Genomic DNA, 17,715 nt, shown 5'->3' with positions numbered 1-17,715 from the left:
CCCTTTTTTAGGTTTTTTTGAAATTAATTTTTAATTAGAGAACATTAAAGATATTTTATGTAGTATAATTATATTCAATTATTTAATGACGAATAATTAACAAACGTTGCTGTTTATTTGTACCAACCTAGAGTGAATCGATAAGATGAAATCTTGGCATAATAAATGAAAAATAATAAAAAGGAGTAACAAAATGAAACATACAGAAGACGAGTTATATGACAATAGTAAGAAAGTTAAAAGTATTGAAATGATTGATAAAAAAGGATTGGATTTAATCAATAGCATAGATAAAACTGGCTTAAAAGCAATCCTTAACGATGGTATTGATAGTGTTGCTGCTGTTTCAACAGTATATACTGCTGCTGAAGTAATTAAAGAATTCTTAGACGGTGCATATCTAACGGTTTCGGTTGAAAATTCTAATGCTGATGTTGTTATATTGCAAGCATTTATGACTGACGATAGTCAACATAATGCAAGAAGTTTACCACATAAAAACTTTTTATTTAAAGGCGAAGCGGATACGGGTGTTTTTCGTGTAAATTCTATGTCAGAGTCCAATTCAACATTCTTATATTCTGTTGAGACTAAGAATAAAGTTTCAACTGTATTGATACAATATAAATGGTCTCAACAAGATAGTGGAAGTGGTAAAGTGGTGATTACGGATTATAAAGGCAAAGAGGTGACTATAGAATTCAATTTATATAAAAGAATTTCGCTTGAAAGTGCTGATAAAGAGTTTAAAGTGTCGTTGCTTGCTACTGGCGGTGTAATGCAATTTGGTATCATAAGGCCAAACACTTGAATTCACATTATACTCTAATCCAAAAATAGAGACTTTAAAGATAACACTACCCTTTGTCCTGCCTGTGTTTGTAAGAGATATTAGCCCATTTATAGGTTCAGTGGCTATTTTTTTGTAAATGCAGATGAGGCGAAGGGCTGCACTGGGCTCATGATTTCTTTTTTTTGGATTGGAGCCATAAACACAATACTCAGAGACCTTTGCATAAATATGAATAATCATCAAAACGCCATCTTTCATCAAATTACAAACTTTTTAAAAACACCCTTAGCCCTGCTAGGAGTGGATTTAAAAAATTTCCAATTTAATAAAATCTGTCATTTTGCTAATCATCCCTATTTATGCAAAGGTCTCTCTCAATTATACCATTTTCAAATAACAACACTAAAAAATTCTGATGCCCTAATCCAAAAATAGAAAACAAAAAAGTACAGAAATCCTAACTGGTATAATAACAGTTTCAACAAAAAAACCTTGAACCAATAACCAAATTTCTGTTCTTAAACTATAAACTTACCTAGCATCAACTGTCAAGGAGTGCTAGCGTTCAAGCCCTTGACAGTTAAAACTAGATTTGTTGGTATAATAGATCAGCCAATTAAGGATAAAAATGACTGTGAACAGTCAAGATTCTGCTTAAAAGTTGCGCGGGAAATGGGGTATTACAGAGGTAATTGTGAATTTCTACCGTTTCACCATCTAATCTTAACTTTTTCTTGCTACCTTTAGCCGTTTCAAGATGGTAAATTTTCTTGCCTTCTTTGCTAATAAAGTAGTTGTTTAGTCCCACAATCTTATGGTGTATCATTACCCCAACTACAGGAGACTAACTTATGGGAAACATACTGCATGCTAATGCCAAGACTACGCCACGAATCAGAACTGAAATTCAAAACGCTACAGCGAGCATCGCTGTTTTAGCCGAGCGCTACAAATTAAATCCTAAAACCATTATTCGCTGGAAAAATACCCTCTCTGTAGCAGATAAAAAATCAGGACCTAAAGTCTGTAATGGTCTAATCAACTTGGACACATTTCAAGCCACTTTTTTCAATTCAGCCATCTTTCCCGCTGGGGTTAAATACCCAATGGTTGAATGAATCCTTTTGTAATTATAAAAATAGATGAGACCTTTGCATAAATAGGGATGATTAGCAAAATGACAGATTTTATTAAATTGGAAATTTTTTAAATCCACTCCTAGCAGGGCTAAGGGTGTTTTTAAAAAGTTTGTAATTTGATGAAAGATGGCGTTTTGATGATTATTCATATTTATGCAAAGGTCTCTTGATGTTAGCAAAACCAAAACCTGCGGGCAAGTCTTTGCTGATAGCGCTTACGCCAACAAAAGAAATGACAAAAAGTTGGGCAAACAAAACAATAAAGTCTTGCATCGAGTCTACAGAAACACACCACTCACAAACAAACAAAAACAAGACAACAGACAACGCTCATCTGTTCGCTACATTGTTGAGCGAACCTTTGGGTTGCTCAAACTTCATCACGGCTTAGGCAAGGCAAGATACCTTGGATTAGAGAGAAACAAGACCCGAGCACAACTGATTGCCATGAGTCATAATCTTAAAACAGGGATGAATATTTTTAAACAGATGCGAGAACTGCAGGATTGTTGCGTCTAATGGTTGAAATAAAGGTAAAAATAGGCGGGAAATCGCCAAGAAATGCAAACAATCGGCCTTGTTTTTGGGTTTTTGAAGAAATTGAGAATAATTTTGAAAAATCTTTTTTGAAAAATTACAAAAGTTGGGATTAAAGCAATAAATTATGAATTACGCAAAGGTCTCTATAAGGCTATCTTTGTGTCCAAGATTGTTAGACCATTACACAGGGCTGCAAATGTTTATAAGAATCTGATAACAACCTAGGGATTATTGTGTCTTTTTTAACAAAAATATATAAAATTAGGGGTAGAAAACAAAATATTAGTTATTTTTTTAGTTAAAAATCTGTTTTTTAGGGATTTCTTATTTTTTTGGAAAAAAATAGAGGTTTTTGAATTTTGGTGATTGCTTTTTAGAGTCATGTGGGGCTAATGCAGTGGTCTTAGTCAAATAATCTCATTGTTATCATCTTGTTTTTTTTTGACAAAAGATGATATTTATTTTAACTTAAATTCTTTTGTAGAAGGGTTTTTATAGGTTTTTTGATTGGAAAAATACTAATTTTTTTGTGTTTGGGTTTTTTTAGGGGTGTCCTTAAATTTATTGTTGCAATATAGTTTTTGTGTTATAATATTTTTTACTTAGTAGAATAGTAGAATAGTAGATAGTAGAAAAAACGATTAAGGCTCTGTGTGTTGAATTTAGGGTATTCGGATTCACTTATAGAAAAGACGCTGATTTTGTTGGCAAACTATAGTACAATTATATAATTTAAATAAGGAGTATAAAATATGCAATATGAAATTGATTTAAAGTTGGATAAACCAACACTTGAGAAACTGATTGAAGAAGGTTTTAGTTTACAGGTTTTTAAAGGTGCGAACAACATTTCTAAAGACGCTGCTAAAGTGTCAGTTTGGAAGTCCGTTGAGGAATTGTTAGAATTAAACACTATAGAATGGGAAGAGAATTATGCTGGTTATTTCACTGCTACGGTTCTCAAGGACGAAGCAGTAATAGAAGCCACAGATTTTTCATCGTTAAAATTGGGTGATTTATATACCCTTAATAGTGACGGGGAGGGGATTGTATCCAAAGGGGAACGCTCAGATAGTTTTAATTATGCAATGGAACAACAGAAAGTGCCAGAAGACCAATTCTATTGCGGATTAGGCTCTATTGCCGATAATAAACTTAGTCCGTTTGTTGCGATTAGTATAGCGCCTCAGTTTTTCGTGCAATTAGAACCTCATGAAAAAATATTATTAATGTTTTCACGACAGCCACGAGAAGTTGGGACTATTACTGTTCAGTCTGAGAGTAGAGCTATATTAATTGATTTTCCAACTAGTAACAGGAAAATAGTATTATCTTTTGATGAGAATACAGGTTGGTTGCCATTAGATCCAGCAGACCCAAGGGTAACAATTTTTAAGAATCCCGTTAATATTGTTAATGAAGTTTGCAATTAGTCACCTGAAAATAAATTAATTAATAGAGACCTTTGCATAAATAGGGATGATTAGCAAAATGACAGATTTTATTAAATTGGAAATTTTTTAAATCCACTCCTAGCAGGGCTAAGGGTGTTTTTAAAAAGTTTGTAATTTGATGAAAGATGGCGTTTTGATGATTATTCATATTTATGCAAAGGTCTCTAATAGAATTAGAGGGTAAAGAGTTAATAAACTCATTGCCGATTACTGGGTTAAAAGCACCTGATGTTGGGGCTATATAGATGGTTGCAACGACTTTATTTCAAGCGATAAGAGCAATTAAAGAGTTTCTTGATGGTGCGTATTATGGGGCTATCAAACTTATATACATTAGCTAAAGACGGAACAGATGTTGTATCAAAGGGTGGTGACAAAGAAAGTTTTAACTTTGGAATGGAGGAGCGGACCGTTAAAGAATTCCAATTTAGTTGTGGGCTAGGGACGATTGTTGACGGTGATATTAATCCATTTGTTGCGGTGAATATTGAACCTCAGTTTTTTGTTCAATTGAAACCGCACGAAAAAATATTACTAATGTTTTCACAATAATAGCGAGAAATTGGAACAGTCACAGCAACATCAGAGAATAAAGCAGTATTAATTGATTTTCCGCCTAAGAATAGAACGATTGCCTTGACTTTTGATGTAAACACTGGCTGGATTTCGTCAGATCCGACAGACACACGCATTACAATTTTTGATAAACCTGTAGATATTGCGTATCAGGTGTAGAAGATTTTCAGGGTTCCCGCTTGCGGGATGTCGTGGATGTTTCTTTTGTTTTTAACAATTTTTGAGATAAGCAATGTTCTGAAATTTAACACCAAAAAAAGTGCCACCAACATTGATTTAATTGTTAGTGCATTGTTGGTGTTTAATGTTTTTAAAAATAATTTTGTTTTCAATGGCCGTTAGTATTTTAAAACTAATTTATTTTTAATTTTGGAGTGCGTTTGAATGTCTTTTTTTATCAAAAAAAAAGAACTTAAATCCTGTGATTTAAAAAGTCCAAAAGATTGCAAGGCATATGAAACACTAAAATCAAAAAAAAGTGGCTTGAAATGTGTCCAAGTTGATTAGACCATTACAGACTTTAGGTCCTGATTTTTTATCTGCTACAGAGAGGGTATTTTTCCAGCGAATAATGGTTTTAGGATTTAATTTGTAGCGCTCGGCTAAAACAGCGATGCTCGCTGTAGCGTTTTGAATTTCAGTTCTGATTCGTGGCGTAGTCTTGGCATTAGCATGCAGTATGTTCCCCATAAGTTAGTCTCCTGTAGTTGGGGTAATGATACACCATAAGATTGTGGGACTAAACAACTACTTTATTAGCAAAGAAGGCAAGAAAATTTACCATCTTGAAACGGCTAAAGGTAGCAAGAAAAAGTTAAGATTAGATGGTGAAACGGTAGAAATTCACAATTACCTCTGTAATACCCCATTTCCCGCGCAACTTTTAAGCAGAATCTTGACTGTTCACAGTCATTTTTATCCTTAATTGGCTGATCTATTATACCAACAAATCTAGTTTTAACTGTCAAGGGCTTGAACGCTAGCACTCCTTGACAGTTGATGCTAGGTAAGTTTATAGTTTAAGAACAGAAATTTGGTTAATGGTTCAAGGTTTTTTTGTTGAAACTGTTATTATACCAGTTAGGATTTCTGTACTTTTTTGTTTTCTATTTTTGGATTAGGGCATCAGAATTTTTTAGTGTTGTTATTTGAAAATGGTATAATTGAGAGAGACCTTTGCATAAATAGGGATGATTAGCAAAATGACAGATTTTATTAAATTGGAAATTTTTTAAATCCACTCCTAGCAGGGCTAAGGGTGTTTTTAAAAAGTTTGTAATTTGATGAAAGATGGCGTTTTGATGATTATTCAAATTTATGCAAAGGTCTCTGAATATAATTATATTACATAAAATATCTTTAATGTTCTCTAATTAAAAATTAATTTCAAAAAAACCTAAAAAAGGGAGTGTAAACCAAACTGTGTAAATCCACTTTTTACCCCTTAACTATCCAGTTTCACCACGTTATTCCACTTTAAGCATTTGAATTAATAATTCTCAAGCCTAGCACAATGGTCATTTTAAGGGTTTGAATTTTTGCTTGCAAAAATACAGAAAAATAAAAATTCAAACCCTTAAACTAACACTCAAATAAGAGTGATAGTTATCGTAACATATCAACTTTTTTCACCACAAAAGGAGAAGACATGCAACAAAACTACCACAAGAATGCAAATACAAATTCACACTCAAGAGCAATTACAAATAATTAAGGTCAGAGTGTTATTTTTACGCTAAAATAATATTTCTCTTTTGTATTCTGTATTTCAAAATGGCAAGACTAAAACGCATAACTCCAGCAGATATTCCTCAGCATATCATACAACGAGGTAATATCAGGAAAAATATTAACAAAGGGTTAGCACTTGGTAATGAGGTTTTTATCAAAGAAATTGAAGTTTTGAATAATGCTAGGGTAAGTAGTAGAAAAGCAGGAAGACCGAAGAAAAATGTTGAATAAATTACACTCTGACCCTAATTATTTCTAATTATTTGACCCTAATTATTGTATTGGAATAATGCACGATAATTTGCTGATTCAGCACTCTCATTAAGATTAATTACCTTTATTTGTTTTGATGCATGTAAGGCCAGCTTTCTATCCATTGTAACTAAATATGCATCTTCAACATGAGCGATACAAGCAAACACAAGGTCTGCTCCTTGAAGATTGTTAAAACCATCAAGGGTGAACAAATCAATTGATTTAGTAATTAACTCTTGGTTTACATCATATGAAATTGCATTGTCATCCATAAGATAAAAATCTCTTAAAATACGCTGACCTTTTCTATGTTTTTTAGAGACGGTTGCTTGAATTTCAAAAACTGCTAGCGTAGGAAAAATATTTAAATATTCCCCTTCAATCCAACCATCGTTGAAATCTTCGTAAAAGCTATTACCTGGTGAGTAACCTTCAGCATTTGGCTCTTTTATATTTACAATTGCTGATGTATCCCAAACAAACTTTCTCATTATATGTCTCGTTTATAGCCCTAACACTTGAATTCACCTGACGCGTTAGCGGTCAGGTGGAATGATTTGTTAGATGCTTTTTCATAAACTCATCTCTTTCATTTTTTCCCAGTTTATGCCTTTAAAATAATTAAATTCTTTTGAAAGTTTTTTATATTCATCTTTTTCTTTTTGTGTCCAGTTTTTATTTTCTATATACACAAGATCTGAGGAAGATCCATTTCCTTCTGGTTTATCTCTTGCTATACCAACTATTATTTTATTTTCTAAATTGACACTCACTATACAGCACCTTAAAAGCAATTCTTTAGATCTATGCTCTCTATCACAATGCTTACCCCTTAAAAAAACAAAAATAGTGTTGTCGTAACCTTGGGCTATGCGAGAAGCACTTTTATTATTGTTTAGATATTCAATAAAAGCATCCATAAGAACTGCGCGATGACCTCTTGGCTGTAAAGCCATTGTCATAATAGCCCAATCATTGTCTGTGGCTTTTCGATTATAAAAATCAAATATTTCTCCAGATAATAAATATTTTGAATAATGTTCAATTAATTCATCCCAAATATAGGAAGACTTTAAATCTAACAACCTGTCTTTATATTCTTGTGAATTTACCCATCCGATCCACATATCGTTTTCTAATAACATCAAACTTGGTTTTTTACTATTTTCATTAATATTGAATAAATTATTATTTTGCAAATATAAGGCAATTAAATCTTCAATACCTCCGCCATCAAAAATCAGTTTTGTTTTATCTGATAAATTTTCAACAGCTTGTAAAAAATTTGTAAAGTCTGAAATTGTATCAAGTTCTTTAAATAAAATTTTTGTACTTTTTTCATCACAAATATGTATAAAGCCACTTCCTAAATCTCCATACGGCATAGGAACTTGATCTTTTGAGCCTAAAGAGACAGATATTCTGTGATATATTCTTTCCGATTTAGGCGGTAAATTGATTATTCTTTCATCGTGTCTTTTAACGGCATCTGTACCTTCTAGCCAATGCTTCGCACCATATATTTGGTTTGCTGATTTATCTATCGCTTTTTTAGTCCACCTATCATATCCTGCTTCACTTTCTGTATTTTTATATTCAATTTCCTTAACAGAGATAATAACGATATGTACTCCACAAACAATTAGGCAATCGCATAATTCTTTATCTTTTTTGCCTTTAGGGTTTGGATGTGTCCATAATTTTAAGAATGATAATTCACAAAGATTATTAACAAATTTTTCAGATGGCGTTAGCCCTTGAGTTAAATTTTTGGTCATTTTATGTCGTTAATATACTGGAATCCATCCTTTGTAATTTGCAGGATAAATAATAGTTGTATTAGGTCTTTGTCTTTGATTTTGTAAAATTGACTCATATGCTTTAGATTGTTCTTTATACCCATCCCCTATTGATTTTATTGCTTGGTTAATTTCACCCCATGCTTGTTGTTTTTGTTGTTTTCCGCTTAATGGATAGAGTCTTTCAACTTCTAAAATAAATAATTAGGGTCAGAGTGTAATTTTATGAGGGGGTGTGGCGGGGAATGGTTGAATGTGTTATCATAGTTGAGGAATTATATAGAATATTTTGGGGTTGTCAAGAAGTAATAAGGTGTTTCCATTATTTCTAATTTACCTACTTATCTTTTAAAACAAAGGTTAGCTGGTTTTTAAGGGGCAACTATTTGGGAGGCTACGCATTATAAAGACCTTGTTAAAAAATTTGATTTATTGACTGGTTGCCTGTGCCTGAAGTTTTGTGTAAAGCATTTGATAAAACCCATCTTCACCCAAAGTATCAAATTGTGCAATATTTTTAACAAACGCTTGAGCGAAGTGCTTGGGGTAAAGTTGTGCCATTAGCGACCATTTAGCCATTTCTGTGCTTTGAATGGAAAACTTGTGCAAAAGGCTGTCTTTATTTTTCTCTAAAGTAAGTAGAATTTTCCCGCTTTTTTCATTGATAAGAGGGAATAGATATGAGAAGAATGGGCTGGTTTGGAAATGCATATAATCAGTGCGATTAAGCCAATGACCGCCCCACTCAGATAATCCTTGAGAACGGAGGTAATCAACATGGGCTTCATTAAAACCATCTGTATGCTGATTACGAGCCAAAAAAATCAATTGGCTGTCAGGAATTACAATCACCCCTGTTGCTGCTATGCCGTCGTTATTTTTATCCAGTTTATATATACCTATATAGGGGTTTCGATAGTAACTAAGGTCAAGTGCTGTGCCGTAAGAATGTAGTGAAAATCCAGATTCTCCAGTAATTTTTCGACAATTAAACATACCGGTGCCACCCACCTTTTCACCGCCTGGTTTTTCAATGGCAATTTTATTTTGGAAGAAGTTTTTAAAAATTTCTAAAATATTAGGGGCAACAACATCGGCTGTTACTAGTGATCCTTGGGCGATATTTCCGTCATAGCCGTAATAACCGAATTGGACATAGTTCAGTCTTTCTAAACTAACTGGACAACCTTTTTTCCATGCTCCACTGTTAATCAGTGCTTTTTTCACGCTATCTGGTAGAGGCTCATAAGAAAATGTTGGGGTAACTGAAGATGTATCGGCAAAATCAATTTTTTTAGGCATTTTAGGTGCCTTATATTGATAACCCAGTAAGCCAAAAAATAACATATCAGGGTTGTCATTTGCTTGTAATGCTTGAATAAAATTATGTTTGGAGAATACTTCTAATGCTTTTGGTGTTAGTTTTCCAACATTTCCAGTTTGATTCACATTGACTGACAAAACCCCTGCGGCAGGAAAAATTACCAATTTATTGCTGGTCGCCACCCCATGGGCAAAAGTATGTTTATATGCTGCATTTTTGTTTCCAATATCACGCACAATGAGTGGATTATTTATTGGGTTGATAACTAGCCATATCCTCCCTAAAGTGCTTGTAAAGAAAAAAGTTGCATTGTCTTTCATTGCTGCATAAACATCGCTATATTGTGATAAAGGCTTGATTTTTTGAAAAAGAAAGCCATTTGCTAACAAATCAGGAAACAATGCCTTTACTTGATTGGCAATATTAGCAGGCACTTCAAGTGCCCCATCATGATGTAAATCGCCATTGTAATCTTTATAACTAACAGTTAGGGTAGTGCTTGCCTCTATTTTTTTAATTTGCCTAAAAAGAGGAAACTCTTGAATGGTTAATTTTCGTACATAATCCACATTCGTCAAAGTATCAAACGATGTTGCTTTGTCTTTACTGATAGCCGTTTGGCAAGAAACTATTGATAAGAAACCAATAATAAAAGTTAATGTCCGTTTATTTATTTTTTGTTGCATAGCTTTTACCTTTTGCTGTACTTGTGCTTTAAAGAACTTATTTTATATTGAGACCTTTGCATAAATAGGGATGATTAGCAAAATGACAGATTTTATTAAATTGGAAATTTTTTAAATCCACTCCTAGCAGGGCTAAGGGTGTTTTTAAAAAGTTTGTAATTTGATGAAAGATGGCGTTTTGATGATTATTCATATTTATGCAAAGGTCTCATATTGAAAACTTTGTTCAAAAATAAGAGAATGTGACAAGTTTTTAGGTGGAAAAGGTACTATTTTATGTGTTTCACTAAATCGAATGATTGCATTCATCGTTTACGCATCGTTAGTAAATTCACATGTTATGATTTCCCAGTTTTGTTCATCATCAATAGTGAGTATTAAGCATTTAGAACTACCCTTATTACGAATAGCACCCGATGCACCGGGGTTGACTATCCAGGGGCTGATTTCAGTGTCAATAAGTTGCTTATGCGTATGTCCGTAAACAATAACTTTAGCCTCAGCGTGTGCTTCTCGTAAAGAATTATGTGATGGGGTGTGCCAGCCGTGTTTATGACCGTGTTCTACCACTAATTTTCCACCAGGTAAATCAAGCGTTTCAATGTCGGCAAAGGCAAGGTGTTCGTCATTATTACCTCTAACTGTAATAAGGGGGGCGGTGAGTGCTTTCAGTGTATCTTCTTCCATAATGTCGCCTGCATGGATAATTTTGTCGCAGGTGTTCATTAGGCTGATAATTTCTGGGTGAATCCAGCCGTGGGAGTCTGAGAGAATGCCGATTTTCATTTTATAAGTGCGTGTTCAAAAGTTTCAATATTGATAAAACCTTCAATTTCTTTAGCATCCATTTTGGAGCTAGGTTTGCTCATTGCAACAATAGTACCGATACCGTATTGTTGGGCGGATTTTAGCACGGCTAATGAATCGTCAAAAAAGATGCTTTTTGCCTTATCAAATTTTAATTCGGCTTCTAATTTGTGCCAAAATTCTTGCTTTTCTTTGGCGACTTTGTAATCGTGAGAAACAATCATACCGTCAAAATAGGACTCTAAATTGGTTACTCGCATTTTCAATTGCAGGGTTTTTCTGTGTGCGTTAGTAACGAGGTAAATGCGTTTTTTATGGGCTTTGGCCTGTTCTAAAAACTCTAATACAAAAGGGTGAATTTGAATGAGATGTGCCACATCTTGTTTGAGTGTGGCAATGTCTAATTGTAATTTTTCCTGCCAATAGTCCAGGCAATACCAGTGCAATTTTCCTTCTTCAGCACGAAGAATTGGAAACAGTTTGTCTTTGGCTTCATTGTGCGTTAAGTCGTGCTTTTTAGCAAAAATCAAAGGCATATATTCCATCCAAAAATGCAGGTCATAGTTCAAATCCAACAAAGTGCCGTCCATATCTAAAAGCACAGTGTCGATATTATCCCAGTCTATTTTCTGCGCCATGTGGTTACGCCTGCGCTGTCTTCTAAAATAATACCCAATTCGGCTAATTCGTCTCTGATTTGATCAGAAGTGGAAAAATCTTTATTGGCTCTGGCATCGTTTCGTTGGCAGATTTTTGCGTCAATAGCGTCATCAGATAACGCAACACCTTGTTTTAAAAATTCATCTGCATTCATTTGTAAAATACCGATGTAGCCACCGAGCTTTCTGAGTAATTGCCCCAAGGCATTGGCTTGGTCTGGGTCTTTTTCTCGTTCAGCATTTGCCATTTTTGCTAACTCAAATAAAATACTGAGTGCAATCGGTGTATTAAAATCATCATCTAAGGCTGCGGTCATTCGTGCTTCAAAATCAAAGCGTTGTGAGACTTCTTCCATCGCTGATTCTGAAGCTTGTAATCCACGAGTGGCAGTATACAAACGCGTTAAAGAAGCTTTGGCATTGTCTAAGTTTTCATCAGAGAAATTAAGCGGAGATCGATAATGCGAACTCATAATAAAGTAACGCAACGATTCACCATCATAATTCTCCATCACCCCACGAATGGTGAAAAAATTATCCAGCGACTTGCTCATTTTTTCATTATTAATATTGACAAAACCCACATGCATCCAAGTATTTACAAAAGTGCAGTCGTTTGCGCCTTCAGATTGCGCAATCTCATTTTCGTGATGTGGAAAAGCCAAATCCATCCCACCCCCGTGAATATCAAAATGATTACCCAAATGATTGCACGACATCGCCGAACATTCAATATGCCAGCCTGGACGACCATCACCCCAAGGCGATTCCCAACTTGGCTCGTTTGGTTTTGCCATTTTCCACAGTACAAAATCCAATGGGTCTTTTTTATTCGATTCCACACCAACTCGTGCGCCCGCTTCAAGGTCATCAATATTTTTGCCACTCAACTTGCCGTAATTTTTAAATTGTCGCACCGAATAATACACATCGCCATTCTCGCCTTGATAAGCGATTCCTTTATCAATCAAAGTTTTAATCATATAAAACATCTGGTCAATTGCATCCGTCGCCCGCGGTTCTGCATCAGGTGGCAAAATCCCTAAAGCCCGCTCATCTTCGTGCATTGCATCAATAAAACGATTGGTTAGTGCATAAATATCTTCCTTATTTTCAATCGCTCGTTGGATAATCTTGTCGTCAATATCAGTAATATTACGCACATATTCCACCTGCGGAAAATGGCGTCGTAGGTGGCGAGTAATAACATCAAACATCACTAACACACGGGCATGCCCCATATGACAATAATCATAAACCGTCATTCCACAAACATACATCCCGACTTTTTCTGGATTGATAGGTTGGAAAACTTCTTTTTCTTTACTGAGAGTGTTGTAAATTTTTAGCATAGCGGTATTTTACAGTCCCGTTCATCGTTTTTACTAACCTTTTAGCCGTAAAAAAAAGGCTTTTTATCCTTTTGTGTACATTATTTTTTTTTAAACATTATGATTGCCACTTAATTTAAAAAGGAGAAATAAAATGAAAAAGATAATTGTATTGTTTGGTTTTTTAACTTCGTCTGTATTTGCAGCGGATTTTCTCATTGTTATGGAAGGTATTGAAAGTAATGAGGGGAATATTGAACTTGGTTTATTTTCTGAAAAAGACAAGGGAAATTTCCCCGATGGGAAGGTAACAATAGGGTTGAGCATTCCTGCTAAAAAAGGCAGTGTATCTGCTAGAATATCAGCCCCCGCAGGGATTTATACAGCGACAGCATTTCATGATAAGAATAAAGATAAAGAGCTAAATAAAGTATTTTTGCTAGGCATACCACTTGAGCCATATGGGTTTTCTAATGATGCTAGGGCAGCATTTTCTGCGCCAAGCTTTTCCCAAGCGCAATTCAAACTACCAGAATCAGGTATGCAAATTAACTTTGAAATAATAGGACATTATGTTGATAAAACTGAACAAAATTAGCAAAACTTTTGGCGAAGGTATTAAGGAAGTTAAAGTACTAAAAAATATTAATTTAGAGATTGAGACAGGTGCATTTACAGCGGTTTCTGGACCAAGTGGCTCGGGTAAAAGCACTTTATTAAATGTGATTGGTTTGCTGGATAATGCTGATAATGGCGAATATTATTTTGATGGCGTGAAAATTGATAGCAACAATGAGGCACACATCAACCATTTGCGAGCATTTGACTTGGGTTTTATTTTTCAGGATTTTAATTTATTGCCCGTCTTAACAGCGTTGGAAAATGTGGAAATGTCAGCACTTTCTAGTATTCCAAATGTAGCACAGCGTAAAACTCAAGCACAATATTTTTTAGAACAAGTGGGGTTGAAAGATAAGATGGATACCTTTCCTCATCAACTCTCAGGCGGGCAACAACAAAGGGTATCCGTGGCGCGTTCGTTGATGGGTGAGTCAAAATTGATTTTGGCAGATGAACCGACGGCAAATTTAGACTCAGAAAATACCTTTATTTTGATTGATTTGATGAAAAAACTCAACCAAGAACTGGGTACGGCTTTCTTATTTTCTACCCACGACGACCGCTTACTTGACAAAGTCAGTAACACAATCAATCTATTAGACGGAGAATTAGTATGAGTCAATGGTTTAAAATCGCTTGGCGTAATGTCGCACGCAATAGACGCCGTTCAATGGTGGCAATTTGGACAGTTGCCATTGTTTCTAGTTCAATCATAGTCGCTCATGGCTATATTAATTTTACTTTTTGGGGCTTAACCCGAGTTATTGTTCAAGGCGGCACAGGCAATATGCAACTTGTAGATAAACGAATGGTGAACGACTTTGAAACGGAATTATTAGCATTTGGATTAGACAGCAAAACCGCCAATGAAACCGTGGCAAAATTAGAAGCAACCCAGCCTGTGCGCCGTGCAATGCAAAGATTATTGTTTACTGGCATTGTCTCAAAAGACGACAGTATTAGCACCGTATTTCGTGCTACAGGCATTGAAAGTAAGAAAGAAAAACGCCTGCAACAAGGTAATGCTGCAGGTGCTTTTGTCAAAGGTGCAATGTTTAAAGACACCGATAAAAATCCCTATCAAGCGGTATTGGCCATTGATTTAGCAAAAAAACTTAGCATTGATGTCGGCGATGAAGTGGTGCTACTTGCCAATACCGTTGAAGGTGGTATCAATGCCATTGACGCAACGGTGAGTGGGATTTATGACACAGGCATTCCAATTACCAATCAACTGGATATTAAAGTGCCACTTGCCTTGGCACAACAACTATTACTTACCGACAAAGTCAGCAATATCGTGGTGCAATTGCGTGATATTGAAGCGACTAAATCCATTTTTCTTCAAATTAAAGCCTTAGTAAAAGGCACAAAAATGACAGTGCAACCTTGGTACGACATTAAACCTTATTTCAAAGCCGTAGAAATTATTTATTATTCAATTTTCACAGTAATGGGTGTGATTATTATGACAGTTGCCCTGCTTTCAGTAGCAAATGTGATGGGCACAACCGTGAATGAGCGAGTGCCAGAAATCGGCACGCTACGGGCTTTTGGCATTGAAAAATGGCAACTACGACTTAATTTTGTTTTTGAAGGGCTTATCATCGGCTTTATCGGTGCTGTTCTCGGCATAATACTGGGCTTCGTGTTGGCATTTACCATCAGTCAAGCAGGTATTATGATGCCGCCTCCACCAGGGCGTTCTACGGAATTTCCGCTATTGATATTGCCGACGATGGGTATGGCAATATGGGTATTATTAGCAATGAGTTTGTTGGGTGTCGCTGCCTCTTATTTACCAATTAATAAAATTTTGAAAAAGAAAGTTATTGAGCAACTTTCTCATACATAGAGACCTTTGCATAAATATGAATAATCATCAAAACGCCATCTTTCATCAAATTACAAACTTTTTAAAAACACCCTTAGCCCTGCTAGGAGTGGATTTAAAAAATTTCCAATTTAATAAAATCTGTCATTTTGCTAATCATCCCTATTTATGCAAAGGTCTCACATAATTATGACTATTTTACGACTTCTATTTTTAGCGTTATTGACAGCACCAGCAATGGCAATGAATGCAATGGAACTATTGATCAAAGTTGACACTTACCGCTCACCTTTTCTTCACGCACAATTAGACATTCGCATTGATGAATACAAAAATGACATAATAGAAAAAAGTCAAAACTACACCGTTTTCCATCAAGATGGACAAAGTTTAGTCAGCGTTTTAGACGGTAGTGACAAAGACAATCGCATTTTACTCAGCAATAAAGGAATGTTCGTTGCTCCTAAAAATAGTTCTCGTGCAGTACGCATCACCCCAATTCAGCGTTTGCTAGGGCAAGCATCGTATGGCGACCTTGCAGGTCTGCGTCTTAGTAAAAACTACACACCCAGCATCATCGAACAAAAGCCAAATACTACTATTTTAGAATTAATTGCTAAAAAATCCAGTGCTACTTACCATAAAATTATTTTGCTCATTGACAGCACCGACCAACGCCCCATCAGTGCAAATGCCTATTTAAGAAGTGGCAAATTGTATAAAAAAATGCACTACAATGTCAAAGAAAAAATCCTTAATAGTATTACTTACACCTCAAAAAATAAAAGTAAAAAAACAGTAATGAATTTTCTCAATATCACCGCCAAAAAAATCCCAAAACGCCTTTTAACCAGTCAAGGTATGCGTAACGCCATCCGATGAAGAAAATCATTTTTATTCTCGTGGGTTTATTGGCAGGCAATGCATTCGCCAAACCCATCAACCACGCCACCTTTATTACCCACAGTTACAAACTTGATAGAAAGGGGCTATGGGGAAATCCAGCTGTCGAAAATACGCTAAGAGACACAGAAAAAACCAACGCTATTTTAGGGTTGAGTGGCGACATATCGGGTTTTGAATATCAACTAAAATATCAGATAGACACCAAAAAAACTACCATCCAAAGCCTATTTTATATTGCCGATATCAATGATGATTTAAGCGTGCAAATGGGAAAATTTATTGAAAATTGGTAACTTGGCTACGCCTTTAACCCCTTAGCTGTCACTGATCCCTATCACTCCATCAATAATGATGATGAGCTCAACCAAAAACTCGGTATTAACGCTATTGCTATGCGATATAGTATGGAGAATTCCTATTTAGATTTGTATATCAGCGACGACAAAAAACCACGCGATACTGTGCATGGTTACGGCTACAAATCACAAGGCGTCCGCCTAAATTACATCTTAAATGACGAAACTGACTTAACTTTCATCGCCCATAAAAAAGAAACCGTCAAAACAGGCTTTGGCGTAGGTTTTCGCCACATTGCCACCGACAATGTTAAACTCTACGGCGCATTTTTCACCCGTAAAGGCACAACAATCCCTAGCGAACAATCAGAAAATCGCACCAATAACGACAAACGCTACACCAGGGCAATGTTAGGCTGGCACTGGGTCAGCGACAACAACACCAGTATCATTGCCGAAATCAGCCAAGACGACCGCGGCATGAACACCCAAGAATGGCAAACTTACAAAACATTTGGATTAACAACAGGATTAAATTTATCCCTAGTCCGCCCCAACGGCCTACGCCAACGCTATCATTTCTTACGCTTAGGCAAAAAATTCAACACCCACGAACTCAGCCTAAGTCGTCGCACCAGTACCGATAACTCTGCCCTGAATACCCTAAAATGGAAAAATAACATAACCGAAAACCTGCAACTTACCTTATCCCACTCCACTGCCACTGGCACCCCTGCTAGCGAATACAAAGCCTACTTCCCTGACCAAAATCAAACCAGTTTAGTATTGCGTTATAATTTTGATTTTTAAAAAACTCCGTTAAATCTTTATGCAAAGGTCTCCTTGTAAAAAATTGATATTTAAGTTGAATCTATTGCAGATATTGGAATATGCTCAAATTTATTAATGCACTTAATTTAGTTGATTACTTAGTTTTATGTTTTGTTATAAATGAAATACGGTG

Annotated in this window: 24 protein-coding genes and 2 pseudogenes; 15 read left to right on the top strand and 11 right to left on the bottom strand. The window is 35.5% G+C overall.

Annotated elements, in window-relative coordinates; genetic code table 11:
* The first annotated feature begins 193 nt into the window (after positions 1–193).
* From AB8525_RS05710 to AB8525_RS05700, 3 genes and pseudogenes are all read left to right on the top strand, one after another.
* The gene (locus AB8525_RS05710; protein WP_369176790.1) at positions 194–811 is read left to right on the top strand and encodes a hypothetical protein; all 618 of its coding nucleotides are present in this window, start codon (positions 194–196) and stop codon (positions 809–811) included.
* Between the two features lie 210 nt (positions 812–1,021).
* A complete protein-coding gene (locus AB8525_RS05705; protein ID WP_369176781.1) occupies positions 1,022–1,228 on the top strand; it encodes a hypothetical protein in 207 nt (68 codons plus the stop codon).
* Between the two features lie 416 nt (positions 1,229–1,644).
* A pseudogene (locus AB8525_RS05700) lies at positions 1,645–1,776 on the top strand (IS481 family transposase); the annotation flags it as partial.
* 71 nt (positions 1,777–1,847) lie between these two features.
* Here AB8525_RS05700 and AB8525_RS05695 read toward each other — a convergent pair.
* Entirely contained in the window at positions 1,848–2,081 is a 234-nt protein-coding gene (locus AB8525_RS05695; protein WP_369150045.1) for a hypothetical protein, read from the bottom strand.
* A gap of 4 nt (positions 2,082–2,085) precedes the next feature.
* On the opposite strand from AB8525_RS05695, the gene AB8525_RS05690 reads away from it, so the two are divergent.
* The 3 genes from AB8525_RS05690 (at position 2,086) to AB8525_RS05680 (ending at position 3,905) form a co-directional block, all read left to right on the top strand.
* On the top strand, positions 2,086–2,451 hold the full coding sequence (locus AB8525_RS05690; RefSeq protein WP_369176788.1) for a transposase: 366 nt from the start codon (positions 2,086–2,088) through the stop codon (positions 2,449–2,451).
* Positions 2,451–2,585 (top strand): hypothetical protein, encoded by a 135-nt coding sequence (locus tag AB8525_RS05685; protein ID WP_369176786.1) that lies wholly within the window; start codon positions 2,451–2,453, stop codon positions 2,583–2,585. Before AB8525_RS05690 ends, AB8525_RS05685 begins: the two co-directional genes overlap by 1 nt.
* 639 nt (positions 2,586–3,224) lie before the next feature.
* On the top strand, positions 3,225–3,905 hold the full coding sequence (locus AB8525_RS05680) for a hypothetical protein (protein WP_369176784.1): 681 nt from the start codon (positions 3,225–3,227) through the stop codon (positions 3,903–3,905).
* Positions 3,906–3,924: 19 nt separating this feature from the next.
* On the opposite strand, the gene AB8525_RS05675 is transcribed toward AB8525_RS05680, so the two are convergent.
* A complete protein-coding gene (locus tag AB8525_RS05675) occupies positions 3,925–4,074 on the bottom strand; it encodes a hypothetical protein (protein WP_369150050.1) in 150 nt (49 codons plus the stop codon).
* 149 nt (positions 4,075–4,223) lie between these two features.
* Here AB8525_RS05675 and AB8525_RS05670 point away from each other — a divergent pair, with 149 nt between their 5' ends.
* Positions 4,224–4,478 (top strand): hypothetical protein, encoded by a 255-nt coding sequence (locus AB8525_RS05670; protein ID WP_369176782.1) that lies wholly within the window; start codon positions 4,224–4,226, stop codon positions 4,476–4,478.
* 582 nt (positions 4,479–5,060) lie between these two features.
* Here the strand turns inward: AB8525_RS05670 and AB8525_RS05665 are convergent.
* Positions 5,061–5,192: pseudogene (locus tag AB8525_RS05665) on the bottom strand (IS481 family transposase); the annotation flags it as partial.
* 416 nt (positions 5,193–5,608) lie between these two features.
* The gene (locus AB8525_RS05660) at positions 5,609–5,815 is read right to left on the bottom strand and encodes a hypothetical protein (RefSeq protein ID WP_369176781.1); all 207 of its coding nucleotides are present in this window, start codon (positions 5,813–5,815) and stop codon (positions 5,609–5,611) included.
* A gap of 460 nt (positions 5,816–6,275) precedes the next feature.
* Here AB8525_RS05660 and AB8525_RS05655 point away from each other — a divergent pair, with 460 nt between their 5' ends.
* A complete protein-coding gene (locus tag AB8525_RS05655; RefSeq protein WP_369150041.1) occupies positions 6,276–6,464 on the top strand; it encodes a hypothetical protein in 189 nt (62 codons plus the stop codon).
* Between the two features lie 38 nt (positions 6,465–6,502).
* Here AB8525_RS05655 and AB8525_RS05650 read toward each other — a convergent pair whose 3' ends face one another.
* From AB8525_RS05650 to cysS, 7 genes are all read right to left on the bottom strand, one after another.
* Positions 6,503–6,979 (bottom strand): hypothetical protein, encoded by a 477-nt coding sequence (locus tag AB8525_RS05650; RefSeq protein WP_369176779.1) that lies wholly within the window; start codon positions 6,977–6,979, stop codon positions 6,503–6,505.
* 81 nt (positions 6,980–7,060) lie between these two features.
* Positions 7,061–8,266 carry a hypothetical protein gene (locus AB8525_RS05645; RefSeq protein ID WP_369176777.1) on the bottom strand — a complete coding sequence of 402 codons (1,206 nt, stop codon included), beginning with the start codon at positions 8,264–8,266 and terminating at the stop codon, positions 7,061–7,063.
* Between the two features lie 450 nt (positions 8,267–8,716).
* On the bottom strand, positions 8,717–10,297 hold the full coding sequence (locus AB8525_RS05640; RefSeq protein ID WP_369176775.1) for a M15 family metallopeptidase: 1,581 nt from the start codon (positions 10,295–10,297) through the stop codon (positions 8,717–8,719).
* Positions 10,298–10,334: 37 nt separating this feature from the next.
* Complete coding sequence (locus tag AB8525_RS05635; RefSeq protein WP_369150036.1) at positions 10,335–10,490, bottom strand: hypothetical protein; 156 nt, start codon at positions 10,488–10,490, stop codon at positions 10,335–10,337.
* 119 nt (positions 10,491–10,609) lie between these two features.
* Positions 10,610–11,083 carry a metallophosphoesterase family protein gene (locus AB8525_RS05630; RefSeq protein ID WP_369176773.1) on the bottom strand — a complete coding sequence of 158 codons (474 nt, stop codon included), beginning with the start codon at positions 11,081–11,083 and terminating at the stop codon, positions 10,610–10,612.
* On the bottom strand, positions 11,080–11,742 hold the full coding sequence (locus AB8525_RS05625; RefSeq protein ID WP_369176771.1) for an HAD-IA family hydrolase: 663 nt from the start codon (positions 11,740–11,742) through the stop codon (positions 11,080–11,082). Before AB8525_RS05625 ends, AB8525_RS05630 begins: the two co-directional genes overlap by 4 nt.
* Entirely contained in the window at positions 11,727–13,115 is a 1,389-nt protein-coding gene (gene cysS / locus AB8525_RS05620) for a cysteine--tRNA ligase (RefSeq protein ID WP_369176769.1), read from the bottom strand. Before cysS ends, AB8525_RS05625 begins: the two co-directional genes overlap by 16 nt.
* Positions 13,116–13,248: 133 nt before the next feature.
* On the opposite strand from cysS, the gene AB8525_RS05615 reads away from it, so the two are divergent.
* The 7 genes from AB8525_RS05615 (at position 13,249) to AB8525_RS05585 (ending at position 17,561) form a co-directional block, all read left to right on the top strand.
* Complete coding sequence (locus AB8525_RS05615; RefSeq protein ID WP_369176767.1) at positions 13,249–13,692, top strand: DUF2141 domain-containing protein; 444 nt, start codon at positions 13,249–13,251, stop codon at positions 13,690–13,692.
* Positions 13,667–14,332: an ABC transporter ATP-binding protein gene (locus tag AB8525_RS05610; RefSeq protein ID WP_369176766.1), complete on the top strand. Its 666-nt coding sequence runs from the start codon at positions 13,667–13,669 to the stop codon at positions 14,330–14,332. Before AB8525_RS05615 ends, AB8525_RS05610 begins: the two co-directional genes overlap by 26 nt.
* Positions 14,329–15,570 (top strand): ABC transporter permease, encoded by a 1,242-nt coding sequence (locus AB8525_RS05605; RefSeq protein WP_369176764.1) that lies wholly within the window; start codon positions 14,329–14,331, stop codon positions 15,568–15,570. The genes AB8525_RS05610 and AB8525_RS05605 overlap by 4 nt, the downstream gene beginning before the upstream one ends.
* Positions 15,571–15,586: 16 nt before the next feature.
* Positions 15,587–15,736 carry a hypothetical protein gene (locus AB8525_RS05600; protein ID WP_369150026.1) on the top strand — a complete coding sequence of 50 codons (150 nt, stop codon included), beginning with the start codon at positions 15,587–15,589 and terminating at the stop codon, positions 15,734–15,736.
* The gene (locus AB8525_RS05595) at positions 15,718–16,431 is read left to right on the top strand and encodes an outer membrane lipoprotein-sorting protein (RefSeq protein ID WP_369150025.1); all 714 of its coding nucleotides are present in this window, start codon (positions 15,718–15,720) and stop codon (positions 16,429–16,431) included. Before AB8525_RS05600 ends, AB8525_RS05595 begins: the two co-directional genes overlap by 19 nt.
* Positions 16,428–16,748, top strand: coding sequence for a hypothetical protein (locus AB8525_RS05590; protein ID WP_369176762.1), 321 nt, complete (start codon positions 16,428–16,430; stop codon positions 16,746–16,748). The genes AB8525_RS05595 and AB8525_RS05590 overlap by 4 nt, the downstream gene beginning before the upstream one ends.
* A 111-nt stretch (positions 16,749–16,859) precedes the next feature.
* Positions 16,860–17,561 (top strand): hypothetical protein, encoded by a 702-nt coding sequence (locus AB8525_RS05585; protein ID WP_369176760.1) that lies wholly within the window; start codon positions 16,860–16,862, stop codon positions 17,559–17,561.
* Positions 17,562–17,715: the final 154 nt, after the last annotated feature.

It is taken from the genome of Candidatus Thiodubiliella endoseptemdiera (assembly GCF_964212635.1).
GTDB lineage: Bacteria > Pseudomonadota > Gammaproteobacteria > PS1 > Pseudothioglobaceae > Thiodubiliella > Thiodubiliella endoseptemdiera.
Note: the sequence above shows the minus strand (reverse complement) of the source record. Positions and strands in the feature narration are given on the sequence as shown.